This window comes from Acinetobacter sp. ANC_7504, from assembly GCF_056779995.1.
The window spans coordinates 45,833-61,940 of record NZ_JBWYIZ010000011.1; the positions used below are offsets into that span (position 1 = coordinate 45,833).

The following is a 16,108-nucleotide window of genomic DNA, read 5'->3' on the forward strand; positions in this document are numbered from 1 at the left end:
TTATTCCTCTACACTAACCATATAGTAAACTTGATTGATCATACCACGGTTAGAAGGAGTATCTTGAACTTCTACAGTGTGACCAATACGACGCAGACCTAAACCTTTAAGGCTAAGCTTGTGATTTTTCAAGCGATGCGATGCAGATTTAGTCTGGGTAACTTTAATCGTTTTCATGATTGATTACCCTTGAATTTGTGCTACTGAAAGACCACGTTTCGCAGCAACTTTCTCAGGAGAAGTCATATCACGCAGACCATTAAAAGTCGCGTTTACTACGTTCGCAGCGTTAGTAGAACCATAACATTTAGTTAATACGTTACGTACACCAACAGCTTCTAAAACAGCACGCATAGCGCCACCAGCAATTACACCAGTACCTTCAGAAGCAGGTTGCATGTAAACACGGCTAGCACCGTGACGAGCGTTGATAGGGTGCTGAACAGTACCATCAACAAGTTCAACAGTAATCATGTTGCGACGAGCAGCTTCAAGTGCTTTAGAAATAGCAGCTGGAACTTCACGAGCTTTACCACGACCAAAACCTACGCGACCATTACCATCACCCACAACAGTTAATGCTGTGAAAGAGAAGATACGACCACCCTTAACAACTTTGGCTACACGATCAACGGCAACCAGCTTTTCAACAAGACCTTCGTTTTGTTCAACTTTAGCCATGATTAGAACTCCAAGCCGTTTTCACGAGCAGCATCAGCCAAGGCTTTGATACGACCATGATATTTGAAACCAGAACGGTCAAATGCAACTTTAGTGATGCCAGCTGCTTTAGCACGTTCAGCGATTAAAGCACCAACTTTAGTAGCTGCTTCAACGTTACCTGTAGTACCACTACGTAACGTAGCATCTAAAGTAGAAGCTTGCGCTAATACTTTGCCACCATCTGCTGAGATTACTTGAGCATAGATGTGACGCGGAGTGCGGTTTACACACAAACGAGTCGCACCCAATGCACGGATGTGCAAGCGTGTGCTTTTCGCACGACGCAAACGGGTTTGTTTCTTTTCGTTCATAAGAACCTCGCGCCTTATTTCTTCTTAGCTTCTTTACGAAGTACAACTTCATCAGAATAACGAACACCTTTACCTTTATATGGCTCTGGCGGACGGTAACCACGGATATCTGCAGCAACTTGACCTAAAGCTGCTTTATCAGCAGATTTAAGCACGATTTCAGTAGCTGTAGGTGTTTCAGCAGTTACACCTTCAGGAAGGTTGTAATCGATCGGGTGAGAGAAACCTAGGTTAAGGTGAACTGTGTTCCCTTTAACCGCAGCTTTATAACCAACACCGATAAGTTGTAACTTACGTTCGAAACCTTCGCTAACACCTTTAACAAGGTTGTTAAGCACAGCGCGAGCAGTACCAGCTTGCATCCAAGCATCTTTAGATTCAGCTTTAGGAGCAACAGCTAGAATACCGTCTTCCTGTTTTAGCTCGACCAGCGCATGCAGGTTGAAAGACAAAGTACCTTTGCTGCCTTTCACTTCGACCTGCCGGCCGTTCTGAGTAACTGTTACACCATTAGGTACAGTTACTGGGGCTTTAGCCACACGAGACATGAGGAATCACCTATTAAGAAACAAAAGCAATAACTTCACCACCGATACCTGCAGCACGTGCAGCGCGATCAGTCATGATGCCTTTGCTTGTAGAAACAATTGCAATACCTAAACCTTGCTTAACGCTTGGAAGGTTATCTTTACCGCGATATTGACGTAAACCTGGACGGCTAACGCGCTTCACAGTTTCAATAACTGGTTTGCCTTCGAAATATTTTAAAGTCAAAGTAAGTGTTGGTTTGCCTTCAGCATCCGCAACAGCTACGTCAGCGATATAACCTTCTTGTTGAAGAACGTTAGCAATCGCAACTTTTAACTTTGAGTTTGGCATAGAAACAGTTTGTTTCTTCGCCATTTGTGCGTTACGAACACGTGTTAACATGTCGGCAACGGTATCTTGCATACTCATTTATAGTGCTCCTTACCAGCTTGCCTTAACAACGCCCGGTACATCACCTTGCATTACTGTGTCACGTAATTTGTTACGGCTTAAACCGAACTTACGGAAGTAACCATGAGGACGACCAGTTAAACCACAACGGTTACGAAGACGTACTGGAGATGCATTACGTGGTAATGCTTGTAACTTCATCATCGCTTCGAAACGCTCTTCGTCGCTTGCATTTACGTTTGCAATAACAGCTTTTAATTCAGCACGTTTTGCAGCGTATTTAGCAACAGTAGCTTCGCGTTTCAATTCGCGATTAATCATACCTTTCTTAGCCATATCGACCTCTTATTTGAACGGGAAGCCAAATGCACGCATAAGCGCACGGCCTTCGTCATCGGTGCGAGCAGTCGTAGTGATGGTAATATCCATACCACGAATACGGTCAATCTTATCAAAATCGATCTCAGGGAACATGATCTGTTCTTTAAGACCCATAGAGTAGTTACCACGACCGTCAAATGATTTCGCAGAGAAACCACGGAAGTCACGGATACGAGGGATCGCGATAGAGATCAAACGGTCTAAGAATTCGTACATGCGTTCGCCGCGTAAAGTAACTTTACAACCAATCGGCCAACCATCACGGATTTTGAAACCAGCGATAGATTTACGAGCTAACGTAAGAACTGGTTTTTGACCAGCGATAGCTTGCATATCAGAAAGAGCACCATCAAGGAGTTTTTTGTCAGCAGCTGCTGCACCAACACCCATATTGATCGTGATTTTAGTGATGCGAGGGATCTCCATCACATTCTTAACGCCCAATTGTTCTTGTAATTGAGCTTTAAGTTCGTCGTTGTAACGCGCTTTAAGTCTGGCCATTGCCTATTTCAACCTATTACTTCGCTACCGCCACTGATTCACCATTTGATTTGTAAACGCGAGTTTTCACGCCATCAATCACTTGGTAACCAACACGGTCAGCCTTTTGGGTTGTAGCATTAAAAATTGCCACGTTAGAGATATGAAGCAAAGCTTCTTGTGTAACGATAGCGCCTTCAGCACCTGTTGCACGGTTAGGCTTTTGATGCTTCTTAACTAAGTTAAGACCTTCAACCTTAACTCGGTCATTAGAAACAGACAAAACAGTACCTTGTTTGCCTTTTTCTTTACCTGCGATCACGATTACTTGATCGCCTTTTTTAATCTTAGCCATGATTGCCTCTATTATAGAACTTCAGGAGCCAATGAAATGATTTTCATGAACTGTTCAGTACGAAGTTCACGAGTCACTGGTCCGAAAATACGAGTAGCAATCGGAGCTTTGTTGTTGTTCAAAATAACAGCAGCGTTATCATCGAAACGAATAACAGAACCATCTGGACGACGGATACCGAATTTTGTACGTACAACTACTGCATTCATTACGTCGCCTTTTTTAACACGGCCACGTGGAATTGCTTCTTTTACAGTAACTTTAATAATGTCGCCAACTGAAGCATAACGACGATGTGAACCACCAAGTACTTTAATACATTGTACGCGGCGAGCACCACTGTTGTCTGCTACGTCGAGCATAGTTTCGGTCTGAATCATTGCCCTACTCCAAAACCGAGCATCACCGGTCACAATTTCGAAAGGCTCAAAGAGTACTCGAAATTGACCGATGATGCAACAAGAACGTTATTTACTCAGCAGCTGCTTCAACAACTTCAACTAAAGTCCAAGACTTAGTTTTAGAAATTGGGCGGCTTTCTTTGATAGTTACAACATCGCCAGTTTTAGCAGTGTTGTTCTCATCATGAGCGTGTAATTTTGTTGAACGGCGGATTGATTTGCCATACAACGGGTGTTGAACGCGGCGTTCGATAAGAACAACGATAGACTTGTCCATCTTGTCGCTTACTACTTTGCCTGTTAACGTGCGAACTGTTTGCTCACTCATTGTGCGTTCCCCTGTTTTTCGGTAAGGAGGGTCTTGATGCGAGCAATAGTTTTACGAGTTAATTGCACTTCGTGCGATTTACCCAATTGACCAGTTGCTTTAGCCATGCGAAGACGGAATTGGTTCAACTGTTGCTCATCAAGCAAAGCTGTCAATTCTTCTACCGACTTTTCACGTAGATCTTTAGTTTTCATTACATTACCGTCCGAGTCACGATAGTGGTTTTAAACGGAAGTTTAGCAGCAGCAAGTGTAAATGCTTCACGCGCTAATTCTTCGTTCACACCTTCCATTTCGTACAGGATCTTACCTGGTTTGATTTCACAAACCCAATATTCCACAGAACCTTTACCTTTACCCATACGAACTTCTAATGGTTTTTCAGTAATTGGTTTGTCCGGGAATACACGGATAAAGATCTTACCACCACGTTTTACACGACGGCTGATTGTACGACGCGCTGCTTCAATTTGACGCGCAGTCATGCGACCACGTTCAACTGATTTAAGTGCGATAGTACCAAAAGATACTGTGCTACCGCGATGTGCTAGACCAGTGTTACGGCCTTTTTGCACTTTACGGAATTTAGTACGTTTAGGTTGCAACATGGATTATTCTCCTTTTTCAGCAGAACGATCATTGCGACGACCACGACGCTCTTGACCTTCACCACGACCGCGACCACGTTTAGCTGGACGTTCTTCAGCTGGAGCTGGGTTCATGACTTGTTTCATGCCGCCCAAGATCTCACCACGGAAGATCCAAACTTTAACGCCGATCGTACCGTAAGTAGTTTCTGCGCGAACCGCTGAATAGTCGATGTCAGCACGAAGAGTATGTAGAGGTACACGACCTTCACGATACCATTCAGTACGTGCAATCTCTGCACCGCCTAAACGACCAGAAACTTCAACTTTGATACCTTTCGCACCAGCACGCATAGTGTTTTGAACCGCACGCTTCATAGCACGACGGAACATTACACGTTTTTCTAATTGAGAAGCAATTGCTTCACCAACTAGACGAGCGTCTAAATCTGGACGATCAATTTCGTTGATGCTTACTTGCGCTGGAACACCCATAATATTGGTAAGTTCGCGCTGTAATTTTTCAATGTCTTCGCCTTTTTTACCGATCACGATACCAGGACGAGCAGTGCTAATTGTTACTTTAGCAGCGCCTGTTGGACGTTCGATAAGAATATTGCTCACCATCGCATTCTTAAGTTTTTTGTTTAAAAACTCACGAACTTGAAGATCTTTAAGCAAGTATTCAGCGTATTGTTTCGGATTCGCATACCAGTTAGCGTTATGACGTTTCACAACACCTAGGCGGATACCGATTGGATGAACCTTCTGACCCATATCAAACCCCTACCTTAACGGTGATGTGACAAGTACGCTTAGTAATACGATCTGCACGGCCTTTAGCACGTGGCAAAATACGTTTAAGGCTCATGCCTTCATCAACGTAGATCGTAGAAACTTTAAGATCGTCTACATCTAAACTGTTATTATGTTCAGCATTTGCAATCGCAGATTCCAACGCTTTCTTAACTAAAACTGCAGCTTTTTTGTTGCTGAAGTTTAGAATGTTAAGAGCGTGCGCAACAGATTTGCCGCGAATCAAGTCTGCAACCAAACGAGCTTTTTGTGCCGAGATAGCGGCACCGCGTAATTTAGCAGTTACTTCCATCATAGCACCTATTAACGTTTAGATTTCTTGTCAACACCGTGACCACGGTAAGTACGAGTCGGTGCAAATTCACCAAGCTTGTGACCAACCATATGCTCAGATACGATTACCGGAACATGGTTACGACCATTGTGTACAGAAATTGTTAAACCAACAAAATCCGGGAGGATCATCGAACGACGCGACCAAGTTTTGATCGGCTTACGGTTATTAGCCGCGATAGCCGCTTCAACCTTAGCGAACAAGTGCGCATCGACGAATGGGCCTTTTTTCAGAGAACGAGGCATTGTCAGATTCCTTTACTTGTTACTTAACGCGACGGTCGCGAATGATCATCTTAGTCGTACGCTTATTGGTACGTGTCTTGTACCCTTTAGCTTTTTGACCCCATGGGCTTACAGGTTGAATACCTTTGTTACGCCCTTCACCACCACCATGCGGGTGATCTACCGGGTTCATCGCCATACCACGAACGGTAGGACGAACACCACGCCAGCGTGAAGCACCAGCTTTACCTAGTGAACGTAAGTTGCTTTCTTGGTTAGAAACTTCACCAAGAACTGCGCGACATTCAACGTGTACTTTACGCATTTCGCCAGAACGTAGACGAATAATTGCGTAAGAACCGTCACGACCCAATAACTGAGCAGAAGCACCAGCAGAACGCACTAATTGAGCGCCTTTACCGATTTTAAGCTCGATATTGTGAAGAGTAGAACCGATAGGCATGTTACGAAGTGGTAAGCAGTTACCTGGACGAATTGGAGCATCGTTACCAGATTGAACTTTATCACCAGCACGTAGACCTTTAGGCGCAATGATATAACGACGCTCACCGTCAGCATACAAAACTAATGCAATGTGTGCAGTACGGTTAGGATCGTATTCGATACGCTCTACAGTCGCAGGAATGCCATCTTTGTTACGTTTAAAGTCAACAATACGGTAATGTTGCTTGTGACCACCACCAACGTGACGTGTAGTAATGTGACCGTTGTTATTACGACCACCAGTACGTTTTTTAGCTTCTACCAACGGAGCATAAGGCGCACCTTTGTGAAGATGGTCGTGAACGACTTTCTCTACAAAGCGACGTCCTGGAGACGTTGGCTTACATTTTTGAATAGGCATAATTCTCGTCCTTATTCCGCTGTGCTTTCAGCGGTATCGCCCAAGTCAGCCATTTCTACATCTTGGCCAGCTTTCAGGGTGACGTATGCTTTTTTAACATCAGAACGACGTCCGATAGTTTTACCAAAGCGTTTAGTCTTACCTTTAGTGATAGTCGTGTTAACTTTAACAACTTCTACACCAAATAATTGTTCAACTGCTTTTTTGATTTCAAGTTTGTTTGCATCGATAGCAACTTTAAACACTTGAACACCAGCAGTTTCACCTAAAACTTGTGCTTTTTCTGAGAATACAGGTCCTTTTAGGACTTGATAGATACGTTCGTTGTTCATCCGAGTTCTACCTCAATTTTCTTAGCAGCAGCTACAGACATAACAACTTTATCGAACGCGATCAAGCTAACAGGATCGATAGCAGCAGCATCAACCACATCAACGTGTGGAAGGTTACGAGCAGCTAGATACAAGTTCTCATCAACAGCATCAGTAACGATTAATGCACGAGTAGCATTCAAGTCGTTAAGTTTTGCAAGCAATTCTTTAGTTTTTGGAGCAGCTACAGCAAACTCTTCAACTAAAACTAAGCGATCTTGACGAACAAGTTCAGCTAGGATGCATTGCATAGCACCGCGATACATTTTACGGTTTACTTTTTGAGACCAGTCTTGCGGACGAGCAGCAAAAGTTTTACCACCGCCAACCCAGATTGGGCTACGAATAGAACCAGCACGAGCGCGACCAGTACCTTTTTGACGGAATGGTTTTTTACCACCGCCAGAAACGTCTGCACGTGATTTCTGAGCTTTTGAACCTTGACGACCACCAGCTAAATAAGCTGTAACAACTTGGTGTACAAGAGCTTCATTGAATTCACGACCGAACGCAACTTCTGATAATTCAACAGCAGAGCCGGAAACAGTATTTAAATTCACGTTATTTCCCCTCAAGCCTTGATAGTAGGACGAACAGTTACGTCACCACCGGTAGCACCAGGAACCGCGCCTTTAACTACAAGAACTGAACGCTCTGTATCGATAGCAACGATTTCAAGACCCTGTGTAGTTACGCGTTCAGCACCTAAATGGCCAGCCATTTTTTTGCCCTTGAATACGCGACCAGGAGTCTGGTTTTGACCTGTAGAACCTAGAACACGGTGAGAAACAGAGTTACCGTGAGTAGCGTCTTGAGTACGGAAGTTCCAACGCTTAACACCACCTTGGAAACCTTTACCTTTAGACTGACCAGTTACGTCAACGATTTGACCCACTGTGAACAAATCTACACCGATAGTTCCGCCAACTTCACGACCTTCAAGATCAGCTTCTGTAACACGGAACTCTTGAACTAAACGACCAGCAGCAACACCCGCTTTAGCGAAGTGACCTTTCTGAGCATTAGTAACGCGAGATTCGCGACGTTCACCAGTAGTGATTTGAATCGCTTGATAACCATCAGTTTCAAGCGTTTTGATTTGAGTGATGCGGTTAGGATCAACCTCAATCACTGTAACAGGTACAGAAACACCAGCATCTGTAAAGATACGTGTCATACCGCACTTGCGACCGACTAAACCAATAGCCATGTGCATAAACCTCTAAAAAAGCGGCTTAATTAACTTAGAGTGTTAATTAACCGAAAGCCTTAACCCAATGCGATCTGAACGTCTACACCAGCTGCAAGATCTAATTTCATCAATGCATCTACAGTTTTGTCTGTAGGTTGAACGATGTCGATCAAACGCTTGTAAGTGCGGATTTCATACTGATCACGCGCGTCTTTGTTAACGTGCGGTGAAGTTAGAACGTTAAAACGCTCGATGCGAGTTGGCATCGGGATTGGACCACAAACTTGTGCGCCAGTACGTTTTGCTGTTTCTACGATCTCTTGAGAAGATTGATCAATTAAACGGTGATCAAAAGACTTCAAACGGATACGGATTCTCTGGTTAGACATACCAGTAAACTCCAAGCCAAATATATAAAGAATCACCCATGACGCATCTCCCCCTGTCCGAAAACAAGGCAAGTGTCAGAGGCAGTGAAAATCACTAAGGTCGTGATCGATGCCACGACTGTAACGATCTAAACAACAATCAACGTTGTTTAGCCCTCAATATCAAAGGGTCGCCCATTATAACGATTGTTTAACTGTTAAGCAAACCTATTTATCATTTTTTCTCAATTTACGGTTAAGCGTTGGCGGCTTTCTTTTGTACACCCTGCCCGAACCCCAATACATAATTAATTGCATCGATCAGCAATTCATTCCCTTTTTGAAACCTCGTTTTTTTTGTTTGTTTTAAGGTATCTAATGATTGTACATAAGTGCCAGAAAATACCTTCTCATGCTCTTCATTCTCAATATACATTTGTAAAACTTTCGGCGTTATTTCTGGATGAAACTGAAAACCCAGCACATTCTTTCCAATTTGGTACATTTGGTTTGCACACACATTATTTTCAGCCAGTCTGACGCCTCCTTTAGGAATCTCAAAAGTCTCACTGTGCCATTGCATTATTTCCAATTCTTTAGGTATTTCAAAGTAATCTGATAAACCATGTTGAGTTCTGAAGACTTTAGTCCAACCTAACTCTTGTTGTTCATTTAAACGTACACTTGCTCCCAAAGCATTGGCTATAAGCTGACCTCCGAGACACAAACCAATTGCAGGCTTGCCTAGTGATAAATATCGACGGATCCATCTTTTTTCTATTTTTAGCCATGGATAATTTGCCTCATCATTTACACTCATTGCTCCACCCATGATGATGAGTAAATCAATATCTTCAATTGCTGGTAACGCCTCGATTTCTAATGCCATCTCAACAGGTAATGCAAAAAACTCGGTAGCACTAATTTGTGCTCCAATTGATTTTAAATACTCATAACAACTTCCGAACCCTTCGCCAGCAATATGCTGAAAGTAATGCACTTTTAATGGCTTCATTTTCCAACCCGAACTTTTCTTATATTGCACTAGCAGTTGCAAAAATGAAGCCAACCTATAAGTTGTTAAATAATTTTAAACAAAGCACAGCTATGCGGTTTTTTAGTAGTATGTTTTGTTAGTTATAAAATGACGGTTTATACAGGTAAATTGTGAAAATAAATACGCAAACTCAACTCATACATAGCCCTAGAAAAGCACCTCAACTTTTAAATAGTATTCAACCTCCTATTTATCGCGCATCAACGATCATTTTTGAAAATACCGATGCTCTTTTCAATCGCCATTGGACCGATGCTTATGACTATAGTTACGGAACGCATGGCACCCCCACTACGTTTACGCTAGGCGACAATATTGCACAATTAGAAGGCGGAGAATACTGCCTCCTTGCACCAAGCGGACTCTCTGCAATCAACTTGGTGAATTCTTGTTTTTTAGCACATGGTGATGAAGTTTGGGTCGCTGACAATATTTACGGTCCAAATATGGAGCATTTGCGAAACCTAGAATCACGTTATGGTATTGCCGTTAAGGTCTATAACCCAATTGATGTTGAGAGCTTTAAACCCAGTGATAAAGCTAAGTTAATTTGGTTAGAAGCTGCAGGATCTGTAACACTCGAATTTCCAGATTTAAAGAATCTGGTCAAAAAAGCTCAAACGCATAAGATCCTTACCGCACTTGATAATACTTGGGGAGCAGGTCTGGCTTTTAATGCTTTTGATTTTGGTACAGAACACTTAGCAGTCGATATCACCGTCCATGCACTCACCAAATATCCAAGCGGTGGTGGTGACATTCTCATGGGGAGTGTCGTTACAAAAACCAAGGATTTATACCACAAGCTATTTCGTATGCATGCAATTCAAGGGATTTCAATATCAGGCGATGATACTGCACAGATTCAGCGCAGCCTATCTTCAATGGAACTCCGTTATACGCACCAATCTAAATCAGCGCTAACTTTATTGAGCTGGCTTCAAAAGCAAAATGAGTTTGCACAAGTGTTACACCCTGCCAATCCAAAATCTGCAGGTCATACTTTTTGGAAGGAAGTTTGCATATCAGAATTAAGTGCAGGTTTAATCAGTGTAATTTTTGATAAAAAATATAATCTTCAAGATATACTCCATTTTTGTGATGCTCTCCACCTGTTTAAATTAGGTTTTAGCTGGGGTGGCCCAGTGAGTTTAGTAATGCTCTATCAAATTGATCAAATGCGTGAGCTTGCACATCCACATTTACAAGAAGGAATATTGGTTCGTTTTTGTATAGGACTGGAACATCCTCACGATTTGATAGAAGATATTCAACAAGCACTCAAAATAATGCAACAACAAAAGATCGAATAAAAAGGAATAATTATGGGCACACCAATTGTCATCGCAAAAAAAACCTCAGATACATCCCAAGAGATTGTTTTACATTCGCAACTGGCAAACCGACATGGCTTGATTGCCGGCGCAACAGGAACAGGCAAAACAGTCACTTTAAAGGTCTTGGCAGAAAACTTTTCTCGTATTGGTGTGCCGGTATTTTTAGCCGATGCAAAAGGTGATGTCTCTAGCCTTGCCAAAGCAGGTGAAAGCAATTCAAAATTTGATGAACGCATCAAGAGCCTCAATATTGAATCAATCCCATTTAGCGCATCACCTGTGGTTTTTTGGGATTTATTTGGCGAACAAGGTCACCCGATTCGGACTACAGTATCAGAAATTGGTCCATTGCTTTTAGCCCGAATGCTGAATTTGAATGACACCCAAGAAGGTGTGCTTTCTGCGATTTTCCGCATCGCGGATGATCAAGGTTTATTACTGATCGACTTTAAGGACCTCAAAGCGATGATCACTTATGTGACTGAGCATGCAGCTGACTTTAAAGCAGAATACGGCAATCTTTCCCCTGCCAGCCTGGGTGCAATCCAACGTAATTTGCTAGCACTGTCCGATCAAGGCGGTGATCAATTTTTTGGTGAGCCTGCATTAGACCTCATGGATTTTATCCAAACCGATGCACAAGGTCACGGCAATATTAATTTGCTCGCTGCCGATAAATTAATGAATACCCCAAAGCTGTATGCGACTTTCTTACTGTGGATGCTTTCCGAACTCTTTGAACAATTACCTGAAGTCGGTGATATGGATAAACCGAAATTGGTATTTTTCTTCGATGAAGCTCATTTACTGTTTGACAATGCCAGCCCTGCTTTGCAAGAAAAGATCGAACAAGTGGTACGCTTAATCCGCTCTAAGGGAGTAGGTATTTATTTTGTCACCCAAAATCCTCTGGATTTACCTGAAAGTGTTTTAGGACAACTGGGCAACCGTGTTCAGCATGCACTTCGTGCCTTCACACCAAAAGATCAAAAAGCAGTAAAAACTGCAGCTGATACTTTTAGAGCAAATCCTGCATTCAAAGTACAAGATGCTATTACGGAGCTGGCAGTTGGTGAAGCGCTGATTAGCTGTCTAGATGAGCAAGGTACGCCACAAATAGTTGAACGCGGTTGGGTTATGCCCCCATATTCATCTTTTACACCTATCACGCTTGAAGAGCGTAAGACGCTCATGACAAACAGTGTGGTTGCAGGTGTTTATGAGCAAGTACTTGATCGAGAAAGTGCTTTTGAAATGCTGCAAAACAAAGTAGTTCAGCGTCAACAACAATCCGAACAAGAAGCGTTAGCAAAACAGCAAGCCAAAGAACAAGAACGCCTTGCCCGTGAACAACAAAAAGAAGCAGAACGTGCAGCCAAACAACGCGAAAAACTCACCCAAGATATTGTCGGTACGTTTGCTAAAAGTGCTGCACGAAGCCTCGGCGGAAGCACTGGGCAAAAAATCGTACGCGGTCTACTGGGCTCATTATTTGGAAAAAAATAGCCCTCCCTTTACCCATCATTTTTAACTTCATTATGGGATATTTTAATATCCCATAATTATTTTAAGGTTTTCTATGCAAGTCATATTGCAGCTCGACCCTAAAAGATGTATTTTAAATATATCTTTTAATAAAACCAAAGTTAAAGCTCATGACGCCACAACATATTGAACTTGTAAAAGCGACTGTTCCCGTCCTGCGTGAGAATGGTGTTGCCCTTACAACCTATTTCTATAATCGCATGCTGAACAACAACCCCGAGTTAAAAAATACATTTAACATGGATCATCAAAGTACTGGTCGTCAGCCACGCGCTTTAGCTGCTGCTGTTTTGGCATATGCTGAAAATATTGAAAATCCTACAGTTTTGGCAAAAGCGATTGAGCGAATTACCACTAAACACGTAAGTTTAGACATTCAAGCGGATCAATACTCGATTGTGGGTGAAAACCTTCTGCATTCAATAAGCGAAGTATTAGATGTGCCAATGGACTCTGATCTGATTGCTGCTTGGAAAGCCGCGTATATGCAATTGGCAGACATTTTAATCGGTGTCGAAAAATCAAAATATGAAGCTTTGACTGCACAAAATGGCGGTTGGGCTGGCTGGCGTGAATTTAAAATTACAGCGATTGAAGCTGAAGCTAACACCAAAACCTTAACTTTAGCTGCCAAAGACGGTCACACCATTGCGACGGCTGAAACAGGTGAATATATTTCGGTGCGAGTCCAAGTACCGGGGCAAGAGATTCGCCAACCACAACAATTTAGCTTTGATGCTGCACAAGCTGACCAGTATCAAATCACAGTAAAAGCGGTAGATGAAGCAACTGAATATTCTGTGGCAAATATCTTATTAAACCACTATCAAGTAGGTGATGTGGTTGAGGTATCTGCACCACTAAAAAATTAATTCATCTAAATCTTTAACCGAAATAAGATTTTAAGAGATCATTGAAAGCTCCGTTCGCGGGGCTTTCAATGTTAAGATAGAAATAAGCTATCTTTGATGATGATCTATGCAACTGAATAAATTTACCGACTATGCGCTGCGTATATTGATGTATGTCGCACACCCTCGCGACTTGCCTTATACCATTGCAGAACTGGCAAACCAATTGCAGGTCTCAGAAAACCACGCCATGAAAATCGTTCACTATATGGCAAAACAAAGTTGGCTAATAACCACTCGAGGCAAAGGTGGCGGTATACGTCTAGCCCCTCAAACTCTGAATATCTCATTAGGGACTTTAGTGAGAACACTTCAAGGCGATCAGCAAATTGTTGAGTGTCATAATCCACCATGCATATTAAGAAGTGACTGTGGATTAAAAGGCATTTTAGATCATGCAGTCAAACAGTTTTATCAGCATTTAGATCAATTTAAACTGAAGGATGTTATACCCACCTCAGGTATAAAATTCAATTCAGATTCACCCATTCCTTTCATTCAAGTTACACCATAGATTGACTCAATTCGATTGAGTATTCGCTTGCATGCGCGACTTCCTTTATAATAGCTGATTGTAAATTGAGTTATTGAAGTTGAGCTATGCATCACAGCAGAGGAAAGTCGAAAAACAGTAAGGCGTCAAATGCCCCAAAGCAAAAGATCAGCTATGAGAAAAAAGCCGATCCAGCGATTACTGAATATTCGGTTCAAGCGCTCAACTGGTTGCGCAAAGCCGAATTCTTAATGAGTGCACCAAAACTGAATTTATGTGTAGAAGACACAGGTTATGAGATTGCTTTTGCAGGTCGCTCGAATGCTGGTAAATCGAGTGCGATTAATGCATTAACCAATCAAAAACAACTTGCACGTGCGTCTAAAAAACCTGGTCGCACACAAATGATTAACTTTTTTAGCATGGGCAATGCCGAACAAAGATTAGTTGACCTTCCTGGATATGGCTATGCTGCTGTACCTGAAAGCATGAAAATCGTTTGGCAAAAAGAGCTTGAAAACTACCTCATTCATCGTGAAAGTTTACAAGGGCTTGTACTGTTAATGGACATACGACACCCTTTACAACATTTCGATGTTATGATGTTAGAATGGGCTTATTCACGTAAATTATTTGTCCATGTTTTATTAACAAAATCAGATAAGTTAAATCGTGGTCCAGCTTCCAAAGCATTGCAAGAAGTCAAAGCTCAATTAAAGAAAATGAAGCTTAACTTCTCTATCCAATTGTTCTCATCCCTCAATAAGCATGGTCTTGAAGAACTCGCAAGCGTTATTGCTGGTCGTTTAAATTTTACGCTTGAGCAGCCTAACGGATTTGATCTAAGTGCAATTCCTGAAGTAAGTGAATCAGACATCGATGAAGATTTTGATCATGTTATTCAAGAAGATGATGAATCACCAAGCGAAACAACCGAACTAAAATCCAACAAAGCCGAATAGTATCTACCCTACCGAATGGTTAAATCATTACATTCACTAATTGATATATCAATGTCCTCAAATGCTAAGGTTATTTGAGGGCATTTTTTTATACTGAAAAATGATAATCACAACAAAAATTCAGGAAAGTGTGATGAAATTATTGTCTCGATTAAGAAATAGTAAGATTGGATCTTCTATTGAGTATCACATCAAACCTCGTAAAGTTAAATTTGAGTGGGCGGATACACCAGTAGATTGGGTTCCAAATCAGCCTTTCGTTAGTTATTTTATCAATGAAATTAATAACATCTTACCAGCAGGCGAATTTTGGTTTTGTCGTCTGTACAACAAAGTTTTGCCCAAAATTACTGATGAAAAACTTGCAGAAGATGTGAAAGCTTTTATTCGCCAAGAAGCGATGCACGCTCAAGCACATAATTCAGCGAATAAAGAATATCTCAGCGCACGTCATATCGATATTCAACGTAACCTCGATATTATGGACTTTCTTTTTGGAAAACTTTTAGCAGATAAACCTTTAGGTCTAAACGTCCCAAAAGCATTAGATCATCAGTGGGATTTATTCAGATTAGGTATTATTGCTACTGTTGAACATATGACTTGTGTCCTCGGCAAATATGCCTTGTACAACAAAAAATGGGGAGAATTGGGTGCTGATGCCAATATGCTCGATCTCGTAAAATGGCATGGTGCTGAGGAAATTGAACACCGTACCGTTGCATTTGACTTATATCGTCATCTTGGCGGTGGTTATATTTCTCGCTATTATCAAAGTGTAGTTGTGATTGCTGCTGTATTAGGTTTATGGGTTGATGGTGCTGCTCATATTATGGGTCAAGACCCTCGCTTTAAATCAATTAAACCAGCTGTTTACAAACCTTGGATTTGGCGTGAATGGGCACGAATTGCCCAAAAAGACAATGGTTTACTCCCTCACCCATTGTGGCTTGTTTCTCAACAACTCGGCTATTTAATGCCTTGGTATGACCCTGTTCATGAAGCAAAAACTGAAGATGCGATTAACTATCTAAATCAATCACCAGCAGCAGAACGTGCAGCACTGAAAGTTGCATAATGTATTTAATAAAAAAGCAGGGGGATCCCTGCTTTTTTATATCTGATCTAA

At 41.9% G+C, this 16,108-nt stretch carries 26 protein-coding genes and 1 pseudogene; 6 read left to right on the plus strand and 21 right to left on the minus strand.

The genetic code is table 11. The features are described from left to right. The 21 genes and pseudogenes from rpmD to AC1M9F_RS11755 form a co-directional block, all read right to left on the minus strand. The gene (gene rpmD, locus AC1M9F_RS11655; protein ID WP_004786899.1) at positions 1 to 177 is read right to left on the minus strand and encodes a 50S ribosomal protein L30; all 177 of its coding nucleotides are present in this window, start codon (positions 175 to 177) and stop codon (positions 1 to 3) included. 6 nt (positions 178 to 183) lie between these two features. After that, positions 184 to 681 (minus strand): 30S ribosomal protein S5, encoded by a 498-nt coding sequence (gene rpsE, locus AC1M9F_RS11660; protein ID WP_035265141.1) that lies wholly within the window; start codon positions 679 to 681, stop codon positions 184 to 186. 2 nt (positions 682 to 683) lie between these two features. Beyond that, entirely contained in the window at positions 684 to 1,034 is a 351-nt protein-coding gene (gene rplR, locus AC1M9F_RS11665) for a 50S ribosomal protein L18 (RefSeq protein WP_481597844.1), read from the minus strand. Between the two features lie 14 nt (positions 1,035 to 1,048). Further along, entirely contained in the window at positions 1,049 to 1,582 is a 534-nt protein-coding gene (gene rplF, locus AC1M9F_RS11670) for a 50S ribosomal protein L6 (protein WP_035265135.1), read from the minus strand. Between the two features lie 13 nt (positions 1,583 to 1,595). After that, positions 1,596 to 1,991: a 30S ribosomal protein S8 gene (gene rpsH / locus AC1M9F_RS11675; protein ID WP_035265132.1), complete on the minus strand. Its 396-nt coding sequence runs from the start codon at positions 1,989 to 1,991 to the stop codon at positions 1,596 to 1,598. Positions 1,992 to 2,003: 12 nt separating this feature from the next. After that, entirely contained in the window at positions 2,004 to 2,309 is a 306-nt protein-coding gene (gene rpsN / locus AC1M9F_RS11680; RefSeq protein WP_067731180.1) for a 30S ribosomal protein S14, read from the minus strand. Between the two features lie 9 nt (positions 2,310 to 2,318). After that, entirely contained in the window at positions 2,319 to 2,855 is a 537-nt protein-coding gene (gene rplE, locus AC1M9F_RS11685) for a 50S ribosomal protein L5 (protein ID WP_004809796.1), read from the minus strand. 16 nt (positions 2,856 to 2,871) lie between these two features. Beyond that, positions 2,872 to 3,189, minus strand: coding sequence for a 50S ribosomal protein L24 (gene rplX, locus AC1M9F_RS11690; RefSeq protein WP_035265122.1), 318 nt, complete (start codon positions 3,187 to 3,189; stop codon positions 2,872 to 2,874). An 11-nt stretch (positions 3,190 to 3,200) separates the two neighbouring features. After that, positions 3,201 to 3,569 (minus strand): 50S ribosomal protein L14, encoded by a 369-nt coding sequence (rplN, locus tag AC1M9F_RS11695; RefSeq protein ID WP_035265119.1) that lies wholly within the window; start codon positions 3,567 to 3,569, stop codon positions 3,201 to 3,203. Between the two features lie 91 nt (positions 3,570 to 3,660). Then, positions 3,661 to 3,918, minus strand: coding sequence for a 30S ribosomal protein S17 (rpsQ, locus tag AC1M9F_RS11700; protein WP_004691314.1), 258 nt, complete (start codon positions 3,916 to 3,918; stop codon positions 3,661 to 3,663). Beyond that, complete coding sequence (gene rpmC, locus AC1M9F_RS11705) at positions 3,915 to 4,112, minus strand: 50S ribosomal protein L29 (protein ID WP_035265113.1); 198 nt, start codon at positions 4,110 to 4,112, stop codon at positions 3,915 to 3,917. Before rpmC ends, rpsQ begins: the two co-directional genes overlap by 4 nt. Beyond that, positions 4,112 to 4,525: a 50S ribosomal protein L16 gene (gene rplP / locus AC1M9F_RS11710; RefSeq protein ID WP_035265110.1), complete on the minus strand. Its 414-nt coding sequence runs from the start codon at positions 4,523 to 4,525 to the stop codon at positions 4,112 to 4,114. The genes rpmC and rplP overlap by 1 nt, the downstream gene beginning before the upstream one ends. Beyond that, a pseudogene (gene rpsC, locus AC1M9F_RS11715) lies at positions 4,465 to 5,281 on the minus strand (30S ribosomal protein S3). Before rpsC ends, rplP begins: the two are co-directional and overlap by 61 nt. A 1-nt stretch (position 5,282) precedes the next feature. Then, complete coding sequence (rplV, locus tag AC1M9F_RS11720) at positions 5,283 to 5,612, minus strand: 50S ribosomal protein L22 (RefSeq protein WP_035265103.1); 330 nt, start codon at positions 5,610 to 5,612, stop codon at positions 5,283 to 5,285. Positions 5,613 to 5,623: 11 nt separating this feature from the next. Continuing rightward, on the minus strand, positions 5,624 to 5,899 hold the full coding sequence (rpsS, locus tag AC1M9F_RS11725) for a 30S ribosomal protein S19 (RefSeq protein WP_004281508.1): 276 nt from the start codon (positions 5,897 to 5,899) through the stop codon (positions 5,624 to 5,626). Positions 5,900 to 5,918: 19 nt separating this feature from the next. Further along, positions 5,919 to 6,743, minus strand: a complete 825-nt coding sequence (gene rplB / locus AC1M9F_RS11730) for a 50S ribosomal protein L2 (RefSeq protein ID WP_035265099.1) — start codon at positions 6,741 to 6,743, stop codon at positions 5,919 to 5,921. Positions 6,744 to 6,754: 11 nt separating this feature from the next. After that, positions 6,755 to 7,075 (minus strand): 50S ribosomal protein L23, encoded by a 321-nt coding sequence (gene rplW, locus AC1M9F_RS11735; RefSeq protein WP_035265097.1) that lies wholly within the window; start codon positions 7,073 to 7,075, stop codon positions 6,755 to 6,757. After that, positions 7,072 to 7,674 (minus strand): 50S ribosomal protein L4, encoded by a 603-nt coding sequence (rplD, locus tag AC1M9F_RS11740; RefSeq protein WP_035265093.1) that lies wholly within the window; start codon positions 7,672 to 7,674, stop codon positions 7,072 to 7,074. The genes rplW and rplD overlap by 4 nt, the downstream gene beginning before the upstream one ends. 11 nt (positions 7,675 to 7,685) lie before the next feature. Continuing rightward, positions 7,686 to 8,324, minus strand: coding sequence for a 50S ribosomal protein L3 (gene rplC / locus AC1M9F_RS11745; RefSeq protein WP_035265091.1), 639 nt, complete (start codon positions 8,322 to 8,324; stop codon positions 7,686 to 7,688). A gap of 59 nt (positions 8,325 to 8,383) precedes the next feature. Continuing rightward, positions 8,384 to 8,695: a 30S ribosomal protein S10 gene (gene rpsJ, locus AC1M9F_RS11750; RefSeq protein ID WP_004725677.1), complete on the minus strand. Its 312-nt coding sequence runs from the start codon at positions 8,693 to 8,695 to the stop codon at positions 8,384 to 8,386. Between the two features lie 235 nt (positions 8,696 to 8,930). Next, entirely contained in the window at positions 8,931 to 9,689 is a 759-nt protein-coding gene (locus AC1M9F_RS11755) for a type 1 glutamine amidotransferase (protein WP_481597845.1), read from the minus strand. A gap of 152 nt (positions 9,690 to 9,841) precedes the next feature. Here AC1M9F_RS11755 and AC1M9F_RS11760 point away from each other — a divergent pair, with 152 nt between their 5' ends. The 6 genes from AC1M9F_RS11760 (at position 9,842) to AC1M9F_RS11785 (ending at position 16,057) form a co-directional block, all read left to right on the plus strand. Next, on the plus strand, positions 9,842 to 11,044 hold the full coding sequence (locus tag AC1M9F_RS11760) for a PLP-dependent transferase (RefSeq protein ID WP_481597846.1): 1,203 nt from the start codon (positions 9,842 to 9,844) through the stop codon (positions 11,042 to 11,044). A 12-nt stretch (positions 11,045 to 11,056) separates the two neighbouring features. Further along, complete coding sequence (locus AC1M9F_RS11765) at positions 11,057 to 12,574, plus strand: helicase HerA-like domain-containing protein (RefSeq protein WP_481597847.1); 1,518 nt, start codon at positions 11,057 to 11,059, stop codon at positions 12,572 to 12,574. 149 nt (positions 12,575 to 12,723) lie between these two features. Next, on the plus strand, positions 12,724 to 13,485 hold the full coding sequence (locus AC1M9F_RS11770) for a globin domain-containing protein (protein WP_481597848.1): 762 nt from the start codon (positions 12,724 to 12,726) through the stop codon (positions 13,483 to 13,485). A gap of 106 nt (positions 13,486 to 13,591) precedes the next feature. Continuing rightward, on the plus strand, positions 13,592 to 14,038 hold the full coding sequence (locus AC1M9F_RS11775; protein ID WP_481597849.1) for an RrF2 family transcriptional regulator: 447 nt from the start codon (positions 13,592 to 13,594) through the stop codon (positions 14,036 to 14,038). An 86-nt stretch (positions 14,039 to 14,124) separates the two neighbouring features. Further along, entirely contained in the window at positions 14,125 to 14,979 is an 855-nt protein-coding gene (gene yihA / locus AC1M9F_RS11780; RefSeq protein ID WP_481592043.1) for a ribosome biogenesis GTP-binding protein YihA/YsxC, read from the plus strand. 133 nt (positions 14,980 to 15,112) lie between these two features. Further along, the gene (locus AC1M9F_RS11785; RefSeq protein ID WP_481596508.1) at positions 15,113 to 16,057 is read left to right on the plus strand and encodes a metal-dependent hydrolase; all 945 of its coding nucleotides are present in this window, start codon (positions 15,113 to 15,115) and stop codon (positions 16,055 to 16,057) included. Positions 16,058 to 16,108: the final 51 nt, after the last annotated feature.

Bases quoted from the DNA above. Each gene is read 5' to 3' on its own strand.
- rpmD (WP_004786899.1), bottom strand. From the start codon at position 177: ATGAAAACGATTAAAGTTACCCAGACTAAATCTGCATCGCATCGCTTG.
- rpsE (WP_035265141.1), bottom strand. From the start codon at position 681: ATGGCTAAAGTTGAACAAAACGAAGGTCTTGTTGAAAAGCTGGTTGCC.
- rplR (WP_481597844.1), bottom strand. From the start codon at position 1,034: ATGAACGAAAAGAAACAAACCCGTTTGCGTCGTGCGAAAAGCACACGC.
- rplF (WP_035265135.1), bottom strand. From the start codon at position 1,582: ATGTCTCGTGTGGCTAAAGCCCCAGTAACTGTACCTAATGGTGTAACA.
- rpsH (WP_035265132.1), bottom strand. From the start codon at position 1,991: ATGAGTATGCAAGATACCGTTGCCGACATGTTAACACGTGTTCGTAAC.
- rpsN (WP_067731180.1), bottom strand. From the start codon at position 2,309: ATGGCTAAGAAAGGTATGATTAATCGCGAATTGAAACGCGAAGCTACT.
- rplE (WP_004809796.1), bottom strand. From the start codon at position 2,855: ATGGCCAGACTTAAAGCGCGTTACAACGACGAACTTAAAGCTCAATTA.
- rplX (WP_035265122.1), bottom strand. From the start codon at position 3,189: ATGGCTAAGATTAAAAAAGGCGATCAAGTAATCGTGATCGCAGGTAAA.
- rplN (WP_035265119.1), bottom strand. From the start codon at position 3,569: ATGATTCAGACCGAAACTATGCTCGACGTAGCAGACAACAGTGGTGCT.
- rpsQ (WP_004691314.1), bottom strand. From the start codon at position 3,918: ATGAGTGAGCAAACAGTTCGCACGTTAACAGGCAAAGTAGTAAGCGAC.
- rpmC (WP_035265113.1), bottom strand. From the start codon at position 4,112: ATGAAAACTAAAGATCTACGTGAAAAGTCGGTAGAAGAATTGACAGCT.
- rplP (WP_035265110.1), bottom strand. From the start codon at position 4,525: ATGTTGCAACCTAAACGTACTAAATTCCGTAAAGTGCAAAAAGGCCGT.
- rplV (WP_035265103.1), bottom strand. From the start codon at position 5,612: ATGGAAGTAACTGCTAAATTACGCGGTGCCGCTATCTCGGCACAAAAA.
- rpsS (WP_004281508.1), bottom strand. From the start codon at position 5,899: ATGCCTCGTTCTCTGAAAAAAGGCCCATTCGTCGATGCGCACTTGTTC.
- rplB (WP_035265099.1), bottom strand. From the start codon at position 6,743: ATGCCTATTCAAAAATGTAAGCCAACGTCTCCAGGACGTCGCTTTGTA.
- rplW (WP_035265097.1), bottom strand. From the start codon at position 7,075: ATGAACAACGAACGTATCTATCAAGTCCTAAAAGGACCTGTATTCTCA.
- rplC (WP_035265091.1), bottom strand. From the start codon at position 8,324: ATGGCTATTGGTTTAGTCGGTCGCAAGTGCGGTATGACACGTATCTTT.
- rpsJ (WP_004725677.1), bottom strand. From the start codon at position 8,695: ATGTCTAACCAGAGAATCCGTATCCGTTTGAAGTCTTTTGATCACCGT.
- AC1M9F_RS11755 (WP_481597845.1), bottom strand. From the start codon at position 9,689: ATGAAGCCATTAAAAGTGCATTACTTTCAGCATATTGCTGGCGAAGGG.
- AC1M9F_RS11765 (WP_481597847.1), top strand. From the start codon at position 11,057: ATGGGCACACCAATTGTCATCGCAAAAAAAACCTCAGATACATCCCAA.
- AC1M9F_RS11770 (WP_481597848.1), top strand. From the start codon at position 12,724: ATGACGCCACAACATATTGAACTTGTAAAAGCGACTGTTCCCGTCCTG.
- AC1M9F_RS11775 (WP_481597849.1), top strand. From the start codon at position 13,592: ATGCAACTGAATAAATTTACCGACTATGCGCTGCGTATATTGATGTAT.
- yihA (WP_481592043.1), top strand. From the start codon at position 14,125: ATGCATCACAGCAGAGGAAAGTCGAAAAACAGTAAGGCGTCAAATGCC.
- AC1M9F_RS11785 (WP_481596508.1), top strand. From the start codon at position 15,113: ATGAAATTATTGTCTCGATTAAGAAATAGTAAGATTGGATCTTCTATT.